The organism is Palleronia abyssalis (assembly GCF_900302445.1).
In the GTDB taxonomy this organism is placed as follows: Bacteria; Pseudomonadota; Alphaproteobacteria; order Rhodobacterales; family Rhodobacteraceae; genus Palleronia; species Palleronia abyssalis.
The window spans coordinates 442,208-455,409 of record NZ_ONZF01000001.1; the positions used below are offsets into that span (position 1 = coordinate 442,208).

A 13,202-nucleotide genomic window follows, 5' to 3' on the forward strand; every position below is an offset into this window, starting at 1 on the left:
CCCTACCCTTTCTTCTTGTTCATGACGTCGAAGACCACCGCGGCCAGCAGAACCAGCCCCTTGATGACCTGCTGATAATCGATGCCGATGCCCAGGATCGACATGCCGTTGTTCATCACGCCCATGATGAAGGCTCCGATCACGGCGCCCACCACGGTGCCGACGCCGCCCGCCATTGACGCGCCGCCGATGAAGACGGCCGCGATCACGTCAAGCTCGAACCCGGCGCCAGACTTCGGGGTCGCGGTGTTCAGACGCGCGGCGAAGACAAGACCCGCCAGCGCAGCCAGCATCCCCATGTTGGCGAAGGTCAGAAAGGTCAGGCGCTTGGCATTGATCCCCGACAGCATCGCCGCCCGCTCGTTGCCGCCGATGGCATAGATGCGCCGCCCGGCCGTCGTGCGCGACGTCACGAAGGAATAGACCGCGATCAGCAGCGCCATGACGATGAAGACGTTGGGCAGCCCCCGGAAATCCGCCATCAGCCAGCTGAGATAGGCGATGCCAACGAAGATGATCGTGGTTTTCGCGGCGAAGAAGGCAAAGGGCTCGTCCGGCGTGCCGGTCCGCGCCTGCGCCGCACGATTGCGGATCGCCAGCACGGCCAGACCCGCGGCCACGACCAGCCCGATCACCAGCGAGAACAGGTTCATCCCCTCGGCCCCGAACAGATCAGGCACGAACCCCGACGAGATCAGCTGGAACTGCGGCGGGAACGGCCCCACCGACTGGCCGGCCAGAAGCCACAGGGTCAGGCCCTTGAAGACCAGCATTCCCGCCAGGGTCACGATAAAGGACGGGATGCGGAAATAGGCGATCCAGAAGCCCTGCGCCATGCCGATCACGGCCCCCATCGCAAGGCACAGGACCGCCGCGATCAGATAGGGAATCTCCCAGTTGACGATCATCACCGCGGCCAACGCGCCGATGAACCCCAGCACCGAGCCCACGCTGAGGTCGATATGCCCGGCCACGATGACCAGCAGCATGCCGATGGCCATGATGACGATATAGCTGTTTTGCAGAACCAGGTTCGTCAGGTTCACGGGCCGCAGAAGGATGCCGCCCGTCGCGACCTGAAAGAACGCCATGATCGCGATCAGGGCGAACAGAATTCCGTATTCGCGCAGGTGGGTTTTCAGAAAGCCCCAGCTGGCGCGGGCCTGCTCTCCGGCGGGCGCGGTGGCGGACGTGTCGATGGTGTCGCTCATGTAATGCGCTCCCCCGATTTGATGATGGACGCCATGATCTTTTCCTGGCTGGCCTCGGCCGTGGGCATCTCACCCACGAAACGGCCCTCGTTCATGACGTAAAGACGGTCGGTGATGCCTAGAAGCTCGGGCATCTCGGACGAGATGACGACGATGGCCTTTCCGCTTGCGGCAAGGTCGCGGATCACGGTGTAGATCTCGAATTTCGCGCCCACGTCGATGCCCCGGCAGGGCTCGTCCAGGATCAGGATGTCCGGGTCCGCGAACAGCCATTTCGACAGGACGACCTTTTGCTGATTGCCGCCAGAGAGGTTCACCGTCTCCTGCTCGATCGAGCTGGACTTGATGTTCAGCCTTTCGCGATAGCGTTCGGCCACCTCTGCCTCGCGGCTGCGGTTGACCACCCCACGATCGGCGATGGCATCCAGCTTGGCCAGCGGCACGTTGCGCCGGATTGTGTCATCCAGCACCAGACCGTAGGTCTTGCGATCCTCGGTCGCGTAGGCGAGGCCTGCGTTGATCGCGGATCTGACCGTCGAAAGGTCGACCTCGCGCCCGTTGATCTTTGCCGTCCCGGAGATGTCGCGCCCGTAGGAACGTCCGAACAGGCTCATCGCCAGTTCCGTCCGCCCGGCTCCCATCAGCCCGGCGATGCCCAGAACCTCGCCCCTTTTGACGTGGAACGAAACGTCCTTGACCACCGTGCGGTCCGCGTCGACCGGATGATGGACGGTCCAGTTCGACACCTCCATCGCGATGTCGTCCGAAATCTTGGGATCCCGCGCCGGATACCGATCGTCCAGAGCGCGGCCAACCATGTCGCGAATGATGTCGTCTTCGGAAATGCCGTTCTTGCAATCCAGCCGCGAGACCGCCGAGCCGTCGCGGATCACGGTGATCGTGTCGGCCACGCGGGAGATCTCGTTCAACTTGTGGCTGATCAGGATCGAGGTCACGCCTTGCCGACGGAATTCGGTCAAAAGCTCCAGCAGCTTCTCGCTGTCCTGTTCGTTCAGGGAACTCGTCGGCTCGTCGAGGATCAGCAGGCGCACATCCTTCGACAAGGCTTTCGCGATCTCGACCAGCTGTTGCTTGCCCAGGCCAAGGTCGCCCACCAGCGTCTTCGGGCTTTCTTTCAGCCCGACCCGCTCCAGAAGCTCTTTCGCGCGCGTCTCGGTCTCGCGCCAGTCGATGACGCCGCCTTTCGCACGTTCGTTGCCCAGGAAAATATTCTCGGCCACTGAAAGCAGCGGGATCAGCGCAAGTTCCTGGTGGATGATGATGATGCCGCGGCTTTCGCTGTCGCGGATCGAGGCGAAGGATTGCACCTTGCCGTCATAGACGATGTCGCCGGTATAGCTGCCATGGGGATAGACGCCCGAAAGCACCTTCATCAGCGTCGATTTGCCGGCGCCGTTTTCCCCCACGAGGGCGTGGATCTCGCCCTCTTCCACCTTCAGGTTCACCCGGTCGAGAGCCTTGACCCCCGGGAATTCCTTGGTGATGTCGCGCATTTCCAGAATAGTCGCCATCGCTCCCCCTTTTGGCTTCAAAAGGCCCTCCGACCCAACGGAAGGGCCGGAAGGCAGCGCGGGGCGGCCGAAGCCACCCCGCAGGGAGGCTCACTCGATCTGGTTGCGGGTGTAGTAGCCCGACTCGATCAGCACGTCGCTCCAGTTGTCCTGCGTCACCTTCACGGGCTCCAGCAGGTAGGAGGGGACGACTTTCACGCCGTTATCGTAGGTCTCGGTGTCGTTGATCTCGGGCTCACCGCCCTGAAGCAACGCGTCGACCATGCCCACGGTCACGCCGGCCAGTTCGCGGGTGTCCTTGAAGATCGTCGAATACTGCTCGTCGTTCAGGATCGACTTGACCGACTGCACTTCGGCGTCCTGGCCGGTGACGATCGGCATCTCCATGTCGCCCGAGCCATAGCCGACGCCCTTCAGCGAGGACAGGATACCGATGGAAAGCCCGTCATAGGGCGAAAGCACACCATGCACGCGTTCATCGGTGTAGTTGGCCGACAGCAGGTTATCCATGCGTGCCTGCGCGACCGAACCGTCCCAGCGCAGCGTACCGACCGTGTCCATGCCCATCTGGCCGGAAACGATGTTGATCGAGCCGTCATCGATCAGCGGCTGAAGCACCGACATCGCGCCATCATAGAAGAAATAGGCGTTGTTGTCGTCGGGGCTGCCGCCGAACAGCTCGACATTCCAAGCGTCGGCATCGGGGAACCGCTCTTCCAGGCCGGAAACCAGCGTTTCGGCCTGCTGCACGCCGACCTGGAAGTTGTCGAACGTGGCGTAGTAGCTGACATCGCCGGAGTCGCGGATCAGTCGGTCATAGGCGACCACGGGGATGTCCATGGCGGCGGCGTTGGCCAGTGCGTTGGTCAGCGTGGTGCCGTCGATGGCCGCAATCACCAGCGCATCGACGCCCTTGGTGATCATGTTCTCGATCTGGGCCAGCTGGTTGGGAATGTCGTCCTCGGCGTATTGCAGATCGGTGGCATAGCCTGCCTCTTCGAACTGCTTCACCATGTTGTCGCCGTCGGCGATCCAGCGGGCCGAGGATTTCGTCGGCATCGCGATGCCGATCGTGCCCTTGTCCTGCGCATAGGCCGGAACGGCGAGTACCAAAGCAAGTGCGGTCGCGCCCAGGGCGCGGCGAGTGAAATTCATGATGTCCTCCCATCAGGCAGGCGTTTGCGGCCTGCCGGTTATTGCGTCAGTTGCCTGACGGACGACACTATTGCGCCGGGGCGATATATTTATCAAATACGGATTATCGCTTCTGGTATACCGGTATTGATATGTCATCAGAGATTCCGAAGGGAAACGAGCTTGTTCGCAGGGGGCTGAAATTCTCGCAACTGCGCTTGCTGGCAGCGCTTCGCGAAACCGGACAGATCGGTGCGGCGGCGGCTCATGTCGGGATGACTCAACCCGCCGCGTCAAGGTTGCTGTCGCAGCTTGAAGCGATGATCGGAACGCCGCTGTATGCCCGCCATTCACGCGGGATCGCCCTGACGGAGGCGGGATCGGTGCTGGCCGATCAGGCAATGACTACCCTACGCGGTCTGGATCAGGCGGCCGAGAAGATGGCGCAGCTTCGCGGGGGAACGCGCGGTCACGTGCGCATCGGGTCGGTCACGGGGCCATCACTGGAACTGCTGCTGCCCGTCCTGCGCGAGGCGCGCCTCGCCTTCCCCGAAGTCGAGGTGACGGTCCGTGTCGAGACGTCGGACCGACTGGCCGAAGCGCTGCTGGCCGATGATCTGGATTTCTATATCGGCCGGATCCCCGACGGTGCCGATGCCCGCCCCTTCGCTATCGACATGATCGGGGCCGAGCCCATCAGCCTTCTGGTCCGGCTCGACCATCCGCTGGTGAATCGTCAGAATATCACGCTGGAGGAGTGTCTGTCTTATGACTGGGTGATGCAGCCCCCGGGCGGATTGCTGCGCCGTACGGCCGAGACGTACCTGCTGGAACGCGGCCACGCCCTTCCACGCCGCGTGATCGGGACAACCTCGATCCTCTTCACGCTGGCCTTGATCAACGAAACCAACGCCGTCGCCCCGCTGGCCCGGGCTGTAGCGCAGTTCTTCATCGAACGCGCCGCCCTGGGCAGCCGCCTGGAGGTGCTGCCAGCGGCGATGGACATGGCCGTCAAGGATTTCGGGTTGGTCCGCCGGGCGGATGACGATCCACGGCCCGTCACGGACCGGATCCTGAACCTTCTGCGCGCTCACGCAGCAAAGCGTGGCCAGCAGACCGGTTGATCGTAGGATGTCCGGGGCAAGTTCGCCCTGCCCCGGACGGTCGAGGCTTACTGCCAGGACTGGACCAGCTCGTCATACGAGATGGTCTGAGGCTCTTCGTCCTCGTTCTCCAAAGCAGGCTTCGGCGCGCCCGGCTGTTCCAGCCAGTACTCCGCGCTCTGCTCCTCGTTGAGCTCAGGGCCCAGGTCGCCCTGCACACCGGCACGTTCGAGGCGCATCATCACGTCCTCCATGTCCGAGCACAGCGTATCCAGCGCCTCTTGCGTGGATTTGGCGCCGGACATGGCGTCGCCGATGTTCTGCCACCACAGTTGCGCCAGCTTGGGATAGTCGGGCACGTTCGTCCCCGTCGGCGACCAACGCACGCGGTCGGGCGAGCGGTAGAACTCGACCAGACCGCCAAGACGCGGCGCACGCTCGGTGAAGTGCTCCGAGTTGATCGTGCTTTCGCGAATGAAGGTCAGGCCCACGTCCGACTTCTTCACGTCCACCGTCTTCGACGTCACGAACTGCGCATAGAGCCAGGCGGCCTTGGCACGGTCATCGGGCGTCGAGTCGAGGATCGTCCACGAGCCCACGTCCTGATAGCCGACCTTCATGCCCTCTTCCCAGTAGACGCCATGAGGCGAGGGGGCCAAGCGCCACTTGGGCGTGCCGTCCTCGTTCATCACCGCGTCCGAGTCGACCAAGGGTGCCACGAACGTGGTGTACATGAACATCTGCTGGGCGATGTTGCCCTGCCCCGGAACCGGACCGGCTTCCGAGAAAGTCATGCCGGCGGCCTGCGGCGGCGAATAGTTCTGCAGCCACTCGATCGCCTTGTCGACCGCATAGACGGCGGCCGGCGAGTTGGTTGCGCCACCGCGATCCATGCAGGCACCGACCGGCTGGCTGTCCTCGTTCACACGGATGCCCCATTCGTCGACCGGCAGGCCGTTGGGTTCACCCGTGTCTCCCATCCCGGCCATGGACATCCACGCGTCGGTGTAGCGCCACCCGAGCGAGGGGTCCTTCTTGCCGTAATCCATGTTGCCCCAGACGCCCTCGGACGGGGAGCCTTCTACATAGCTCATGTCGCGGCCGGTGAAGAACTCGGCGATGTCCTCGTAGGCGGCCCAGTTCACCGGAACGCCCAGCTCGTAGCCGAATTCGTCCTGAAAATCGGTTTGGGTCTTCTCGTCGTTGAACCAGTCGTAACGGAACCAGTAGAGGTTCGCGAACTGCTGGTCGGGCAGCTGGTAGAGGTTGCCGTCCGGCCCGGTCGTGAACTCGGTCCCGATGAAGTCCGCGAGGTCCAGCGTCGGCGACGTCACCTCGGACCCTTCGCCATCCATCCACTCGGTCAGGTTGCGCGCCTGGCCATAGCGCCAGTGCGTGCCGATCAGGTCGCTGTCGTTGACGAAGGCGTCATAGACGTTCTGGCCCGACTGCATCTGCACTTGCAGCCGCTCGACCACGTCGCCCTCGCCGATCAGGTCGTGGGTGACGTTGATACCCGTGATCGCGGTGAAGGCGGGCGCCAGCACCTGGGATTCGTATTCATGGGTCGTGATCGTCTCGGACACGACATTTATGTCCATGCCTTGGAACGGCTCGGCCGCGTCCACGAACCACTGCATCTCGGCCTCCTGCTCCTCGCGGGAGAGGGTCGAGACGCCGTCGATCTCGGTGTCGAGGAACTCGCGCGCCTCTTCCATCCCTGCGAATGCGGGGGCAGAGAGAAGCCCGAGCGCCACCGTCAATGCGGTGGTCGATCTGAGCGATACGTTCATGTTGGTTTCCTCCCTTTTGAACGTGAGTATTGGGTTCGCGACTCTTAAACGAACCGGAATATGGCCGCCGCGAGGGCGACGCATAGGATCAGCGCGATCCACTGGGGACCAAGCCCCATCCAGAGCCACGCAAGATTGAGGAACGCCGAGGCGAGAAGTGCGATGAACAGCCTGTCGCCACGGGTCGTATCGATGCTTAGGACGCCGCGTCGGGGCGTCTCGGGGTAGCGGATTGCGAGGATGGTGAACACGATCAGCGTGCCCGCGACCAGCCAGAAGAATAGCGCGGTGGGAAGCACCCAGGCCATCCATCCACCAGGGTTCAAGGACTGGGTCCAGGCGATTGCGCCGTCATCCCCCGAAGCGGCGACAGCGGCCCAAAGGATGAACAGGCCAACGATCAGCCATCCCCCGACCAATCCGCCGAACAGGCCCTTGTGGCCATGGCTGACGCGAATATCGTCGGTGTCGCTCATCACACCCTCCCCAGGGCGAAGCCCTTCGCAATGTAGTTGCGCACGAAATAGATCACGAGCGCACCCGGTAGGATGGTCAAGACGCCAGCGGCAGCCAGAACCCCCCAGTCGATCCCGGCCGCACCGATCGTGCGGGTCATGGTCGCCGCGATCGGCTTGGCGTCGACGCTGGTCAGCGTGCGCGACAGTAGCAGTTCGACCCATGAAAACATGAAGCAGAAGAACGCCGCGACGCCGATGCCGGACGAGATCAGCGGCATGAAAATCTTCAGGAAGAAGCGCGGGAACGAGAAGCCGTCGATATAGGCCGTCTCGTCGATTTCCTTCGGCACACCGCGCATGAAGCCTTCCAGGATCCACACCGCCAAGGGCACGTTGAACAGGCAATGCGCCAGCGCCACCGCGATATGCGTGTCGAAAAGACCCACGGAAGAATACAGCTGGAAGAACGGCAGCGCAAAGACCGCCGGCGGCGCCATGCGGTTCGTCAGCAGCCAGAAGAACAGGTGCTTGTCGCCCATGAAGTTATAGCGCGAGAACGCATAGGCTGCCGGCAGCGCTACGGTGATCGAGATGACCGTGTTCATGATCACGTAGATCATGGAATTGACGTAGCCCATGTACCAGGACGGATCGGTCAGGATGGTCTCGTAATTCTCCAGCGTCAGGTCCTGCGGCCAGAGGGAAAACCCGCCCAGGATCTCCGTATTTGTTTTCAGGCTCATGTTCACCAGCCAGTAGATCGGCACCAGCAGGAACAGCAGGTACAGGGTCATCACGACCGCCGACCCGTTGAACCGCGATCCGCGCTTCAGCTTGGTGTTCGCGTCGTCCGCGGTGATATCGCCGGGCAGGCTCGATGCGCCCGGGGCGGCTGCGGTCTGATCGGTCATTTGCCGCCCTCCTCTTTGTCGAGGTTCGTCATGACGATGTAGAACACGTATGAGATCACCATGATCACCAGGAAGTACATCAGGCTGAAGGCGGCCGCCGGACCCAGGTCGAACTGACCCAACGCCATCTTCACGAGGTCGATGGACAGGAACGTGGTCGCGTTGCCCGGCCCCCCGCCGGTCAGAACGAAGGGTTCCGTATAGATTTTGAAGCTGTCCATGAAGCGCAGCAGGATCGCGATGGTCAGCACGCCGCGCATCTTCGGCAGCTCGATATAGCGGAAGACGGCCCAGCGGCTGGCCTGGTCGATCTTGGCCGCCTGGTAATAGGCGTCGGGGATGGATTGCAGCCCCGCATAGGCCAGAAGTGCCACCAGAGAGGTCCAGTGCCAGACGTCCATCGTGATGACCGTGGCCCACGCGGCGTAGAAGCCTTGGGTGTAGTTATAGTCGATGCCGAGCGAATCGAGCGTATAGCCCAGAAGGCCAATATCGACCCGCCCGAAGATCTGCCAAATCGTGCCAACCACGTTCCAGGGTATCAGCAGCGGCAGGGACATCAGCACAAGGCAGAAGGACGCCCAGAACCCCTTCTTCGGCATGTTGAGCGCTACGAAGATCCCCAAGGGCACCTCGATCGCCAGGATGATACCCGAGAACACGATCTGACGGCCAAGCGCATTCCACATCCGCTCGGATCCCAGCATGTCCTCGAACCACGCAAGGCCGGCCCAGAAGAACTGGTTGTTCCCGAACGTGTCCTGCACCGAGTAATTCACCACCGTCATCAACGGGATCACGGCCGAGAACGCGACGAGGATCAGGACCGGCAGGACAAGGAACCAGGCTTTCTGATTGTCGGTCTTCATCATGCGGCCTCCGTCTTCGCGGCAACGGGGGCATCGCCTCTTTCGGGGGATACGCGCCAATCGTCTTCGTAGACGTTCACGCCGCCCTCGACGAACTGGACATGCGTGCCGCCGTCAGGAACAGCCGCGCCCTCGCCGACGATCGCCGACATTTCCTGGCCGCCAAGGTCCAAGCGGACAATCTTGTGACGGCCGACATCTTCGACCCGCGTGACTCGCGCAGGCAGGCCATGATGGCCCAGGCGGATGAACTCTGGCCGCACACCGATCTTGGTCTTCCCCCCCTTCAGAGCATACCCGGTCCCCAAGTCGAACTGCGTGCCCGCGATCCGGGCCTTGGTGCCGTCGATCTGGGCGTCGAACAGGTTCATCCCGGGCGATCCGATGAAGTAGCCGACGAAGGTATGGGCCGGACGCTCGAACAGCTCATCGGGCGTTCCGATCTGCACGACCCGGCCGTCATACATGACCACGACCTTGTCGGCGAAGGTCAAAGCCTCGGTCTGGTCGTGGGTCACGTAGATCATCGTATGACCGAAATCGTGGTGCAGCTTCTTCAACTGGGTTCGAAGTTCCCACTTCATATGCGGGTCGATCACGGTCAAAGGCTCATCGAACAGCAGGGCATTCACGTCGTCGCGCACCATGCCCCTACCAAGGCTGATCTTCTGCTTGGCATCCGCAGTCAGACCGCTGGCCCGGCGATCCAGAACCCCCTCCATGTCGATCATGCGAGCGACGCGGATCACGCGGTCGGCAATCTCGGACTGGGGCAGCTTGCGGTTCCGCAGCGGGAAAGCCAGGTTTTCGCGCACGGTCATGGTGTCGTAGACGACCGGAAACTGGAACACCTGTGCGATATTGCGGTCTGCCGTTGGCAGATGGGTCACGTCCTTCCCATCGAACAGGACTCGGCCATGACTGGGGATCAACAGGCCCGAGATAATGTTCAGCAGTGTCGATTTTCCGCAACCGGACGGGCCCAGCAGAGCATACGCTTCGCCATCCACCCAGTCATGGTTCAACTCCTGGAGAGCGAAATCCTCGGGCGACTGCGGATCGTTGAGATAGGAATGTGCAAGACTGTCGAGTGTAATCTTGGCCATCACGCGGCCTCCGCGTAAGGGGCAGGCTGTACGAGGCGGCCATCGGCCCCGAAGATATAGATATGACGTGGATCCAGATGGACGGTCAGCTCTTGCCCAGGCTCCAGATCGCGGACGCCATGCACAAGTCCAACCCAACGCTGCCCTTCGTGGTCGAGGTGAACGAAAGTCTCGGATCCGGTGATTTCGGTGACCGACAAGGTCGAACTGAATCCCAGCATTCCCTCCCGACGCTCCAGCGCCAAATGATTGGGCCTGAAGCCGGCAGTATAACTTCCGTCGGCAAGATCACGTCCCAGCGTGGATGCCGGGATCTCCTGACCCTTGCCGAACCGGATCGCGTCACCTGATTTTTCGACATCGATGAAGTTCATCGGCGGGTCCGAGAAGACGCGCGCCGTAGTCGCATCCGCGGGCTTGCGATAGACCGAAGGGGTCGGACCGAATTGCGTCACGCGACCTTGCCATAGCGTCGCGCAATTTCCGCCCAAAAGAAGCGCCTCTTCGGGCTCCGTCGTGGCGTATACGAATATTGCCCCGGACCGCTCGAAGATCTTCGGAATCTCTGCTCGCAGTTCCTCGCGCAGCTTGTAATCCAGGTTTGCAAGGGGTTCGTCCAACAGTACCAGACCGGCGTTCTTGACCAATGCGCGTGCCAGAGCGCAGCGCTGTTGCTGGCCGCCGGACAACTCAAGAGGCTTGCGGTCGATCTGCGGCGTCAGCTGCATCAACTCGGCCGCCTCGCGCACGCGGCGGTCGATCTCGTCCTTTTCAAGCCCCAAAAGCCGCATGGGCGAAGCGATATTGTCGTAAACGGTCATGGACGGATAGTTGATGAACTGCTGGTAGACCATCGCAACCTTGCGGTCCTGCACGCGCTGGCCGGTCACGTCGTCCCCCTGCCAGATGATGCGTCCGGTCGTCGGCTGATCCAGCCCCGCCATCAGCCGCATGAGTGACGTCTTTCCAGCCGATGTCGGTCCCAGAAGAACGTTCATTGTGCCGGGTTCCAAGGTCAGGTCCGTCGGATGAATATGGGTCTTGCCCCCCACCACCTTCGAGACGTTTTCCAACGTCAGGGTCATCGCTCGACGATCCTCCCAAACCATGCGAGAGGAAGCAGTACATCCTTGGGGCGCGATCTTCAACGCAGGATGTGCGGAATTTTTCCCTTTACAATCCTGCCGAACTTCATGCGAAAATTCGATCTCATACGATTTCTGGCGTGAAACTGGAAGTTTGCGCGCCAAGGTGGCGACGGCGAAATCTGCTTCAAGGACTCGATTCGACCATGGTATACGGTTGAACACGCCAAAACGAACGAAAGCGCGCTTGATGTCACAGACGATCCGCTATCCCGAAATCATGGAGATCGCCCGCCGGGACGGCAAGGTTACCGTCGAGGATCTGGCCGACCATTTCGGTGTGACGCTGCAAACGATCCGCCGGGACCTGGCGGATTTGTCGGAAGCAGGTCGTCTTGATCGGGTGCATGGCGGGGCCGTCCTGCCGTCGGGTGTCACAAATATCGGATACGAAGATCGCCGCAATCTCAATGCGGAAGGTAAAGCAATCATCGCAAGTGCTTGCGCTTCCGAGATTCCCAACGACTGTTCGGTGTTCCTCAATATCGGGACGAGCACCGAAGCCGTGGCTGCGAAAATGCTGGGACATCGGAATATTCTGGCGGTGACGAACAACATCAATGTCGCGACCACCTTGTCGCAGAACCCGGACTGCCAGATCGTTCTGGCGGGCGGCGCCCTCAGACGGTCAGATGGCGGGCTTGTCGGCGACTTGACGACGCGAACGATCCGCCACTTCAAATTCGATATCGCCGTGATCGGATGTTCGGCTCTGGACGAGGAAGGCGACATTTTGGATTTCGACATGCAGGAGGTCGGCGTGACCCGCGCCATCATCGACCAGGCACGGCGCATCTTTCTGGTCGCCGACACGTCGAAATTCCTCCGAAAGGCACCCGTCCGGGTCGCGACGCTCTCCGATCTCGACGCGTTTTTCACCGATCGCGATCCCCCCGCCCCCCTGCCGGACCGATGCGCCGAGCACGATGTAGCACTACACGTGGTCCGCCCTGGCTAGGGCAAGGGCGCGTCAGGCGCCTCGGAAGATCCGGGACTGGCCTATCGTCTTCTCCAAAGCCGAGATGCGGTCCGCACTGGATTCCTGTCGGCGACTCTGCACCTCGGCGATCAGCGCTTCGACCAGCAGATTGATCGCCAGCGTGGAATCCCAGCTGGACGGCACCTCGACCGCGGCACGGAAACAGACCTCCGCGTGCTGCTCGATGGGTGAGCCCCAGACATCGGTGAACAGAACGAGCGCCACACCCTGTGCGACCGCCAGCGCGGCGAGCTTTTCGAGCTCCTTCTCGTAGCGGCGGATATCGAAGATAACGAGGGCGGACTGTGCACCCATGTCCAGTAAAGATTGCGGCCAGACGCTGGGTGAACTGTCCATCAGATACACCCGCGGGCGAATGATCTGCATGTGGTTATAGAAGTAGTGCGCGTTTGACCGGGTGATCCGACCGCCCATGAAATGCAATTCGCGCGTCGGATCCGAGAGGAGCTGTGCCGCCCTGTCGAACTGGGTCAGGTCCAGCCGTTCCAGCGTACGCTTGATGTTGCCCAACGCCCCCGAAGCAAAGCGCGTGACCATGTGATCGAGGGGGGCGTCGTCCAACCCGGAATTCAGTTTGGCCAGAGGCTCTTTCATGCGGGCCGCGATGTCCTCACGGATCGCGTCCTGCAACTCACCAAAGCCCTCGAAGCCCAGTTTTCGGGCAAGACGGATGACCGTCGGGGTCGAGACCTGCGCGCTTTCAGCCAGCCGGGTAATGGATTGAAGGCCGGCCACCATCGCGTTGTCCACCAGCACGGCGGTAAGTTTGCGTTCAGCCGCGGTGAGGTCGGGCTGCTTTTCGGTCAGCAAATCGCGCACGAGGGGTCGTCGGTTCACATGTAGTTCCTTTCGTTACACCCGAAAAACATGATGTAGAGATACATACAGAAAAAACCTTGACATATTTACCGTGGCTGTAGTGATAATTTCAGAGGGTCAG

General features: G+C 61.6%; 12 protein-coding genes. 2 read left to right on the forward strand and 10 right to left on the reverse strand.

Annotated elements, in window-relative coordinates; genetic code table 11:
• Nucleotides 1–2: 2 nt before the first annotated feature.
• The 3 genes from mmsB to chvE form a co-directional block, all read right to left on the reverse strand.
• On the reverse strand, nt 3–1,211 hold the full coding sequence (gene mmsB, locus PAA8504_RS02235) for a multiple monosaccharide ABC transporter permease (protein ID WP_108892512.1): 1,209 nt from the start codon (nt 1,209–1,211) through the stop codon (nt 3–5).
• Complete coding sequence (mmsA, locus tag PAA8504_RS02240; protein WP_108892513.1) at nt 1,208–2,743, reverse strand: multiple monosaccharide ABC transporter ATP-binding protein; 1,536 nt, start codon at nt 2,741–2,743, stop codon at nt 1,208–1,210. Before mmsA ends, mmsB begins: the two co-directional genes overlap by 4 nt.
• A 90-nt stretch (nt 2,744–2,833) precedes the next feature.
• Nucleotides 2,834–3,898, reverse strand: coding sequence for a multiple monosaccharide ABC transporter substrate-binding protein (chvE, locus tag PAA8504_RS02245; protein WP_108892514.1), 1,065 nt, complete (start codon nt 3,896–3,898; stop codon nt 2,834–2,836).
• A 131-nt stretch (nt 3,899–4,029) separates the two neighbouring features.
• On the opposite strand from chvE, the gene PAA8504_RS02250 reads away from it, so the two are divergent.
• Nucleotides 4,030–5,001 carry a LysR family transcriptional regulator gene (locus tag PAA8504_RS02250; RefSeq protein ID WP_108892515.1) on the forward strand — a complete coding sequence of 324 codons (972 nt, stop codon included), beginning with the start codon at nt 4,030–4,032 and terminating at the stop codon, nt 4,999–5,001.
• Nucleotides 5,002–5,048: 47 nt separating this feature from the next.
• Here the strand turns inward: PAA8504_RS02250 and PAA8504_RS02255 are convergent, their stop codons facing one another.
• Genes PAA8504_RS02255 through PAA8504_RS02280 form a run of 6 tightly spaced genes read right to left on the reverse strand, consistent with a single transcriptional unit; the run spans nt 5,049 to nt 11,202 of the window.
• Nucleotides 5,049–6,773: an ABC transporter substrate-binding protein gene (locus tag PAA8504_RS02255; protein WP_108892516.1), complete on the reverse strand. Its 1,725-nt coding sequence runs from the start codon at nt 6,771–6,773 to the stop codon at nt 5,049–5,051.
• A gap of 44 nt (nt 6,774–6,817) precedes the next feature.
• Nucleotides 6,818–7,249, reverse strand: coding sequence for a DUF2160 domain-containing protein (locus PAA8504_RS22415; protein WP_245897492.1), 432 nt, complete (start codon nt 7,247–7,249; stop codon nt 6,818–6,820).
• A complete protein-coding gene (locus tag PAA8504_RS02265) occupies nt 7,249–8,142 on the reverse strand; it encodes a carbohydrate ABC transporter permease (protein ID WP_108892517.1) in 894 nt (297 codons plus the stop codon). The genes PAA8504_RS22415 and PAA8504_RS02265 overlap by 1 nt, the downstream gene beginning before the upstream one ends.
• A complete protein-coding gene (locus PAA8504_RS02270; protein ID WP_108892518.1) occupies nt 8,139–9,014 on the reverse strand; it encodes a carbohydrate ABC transporter permease in 876 nt (291 codons plus the stop codon). The genes PAA8504_RS02265 and PAA8504_RS02270 overlap by 4 nt, the downstream gene beginning before the upstream one ends.
• The gene (locus tag PAA8504_RS02275) at nt 9,011–10,117 is read right to left on the reverse strand and encodes an ABC transporter ATP-binding protein (RefSeq protein ID WP_108892519.1); all 1,107 of its coding nucleotides are present in this window, start codon (nt 10,115–10,117) and stop codon (nt 9,011–9,013) included. The genes PAA8504_RS02270 and PAA8504_RS02275 overlap by 4 nt, the downstream gene beginning before the upstream one ends.
• Nucleotides 10,117–11,202, reverse strand: coding sequence for an ABC transporter ATP-binding protein (locus tag PAA8504_RS02280; RefSeq protein ID WP_108892520.1), 1,086 nt, complete (start codon nt 11,200–11,202; stop codon nt 10,117–10,119). Before PAA8504_RS02280 ends, PAA8504_RS02275 begins: the two co-directional genes overlap by 1 nt.
• Before the next feature lie 250 nt (nt 11,203–11,452).
• Here PAA8504_RS02280 and PAA8504_RS02285 point away from each other — a divergent pair, with 250 nt between their 5' ends.
• Nucleotides 11,453–12,220: a DeoR/GlpR family DNA-binding transcription regulator gene (locus tag PAA8504_RS02285; protein WP_108892521.1), complete on the forward strand. Its 768-nt coding sequence runs from the start codon at nt 11,453–11,455 to the stop codon at nt 12,218–12,220.
• Between the two features lie 12 nt (nt 12,221–12,232).
• Here the strand turns inward: PAA8504_RS02285 and PAA8504_RS02290 are convergent, their stop codons facing one another.
• Nucleotides 12,233–13,099, reverse strand: coding sequence for a MurR/RpiR family transcriptional regulator (locus PAA8504_RS02290; protein ID WP_108892522.1), 867 nt, complete (start codon nt 13,097–13,099; stop codon nt 12,233–12,235).
• Nucleotides 13,100–13,202: the final 103 nt, after the last annotated feature.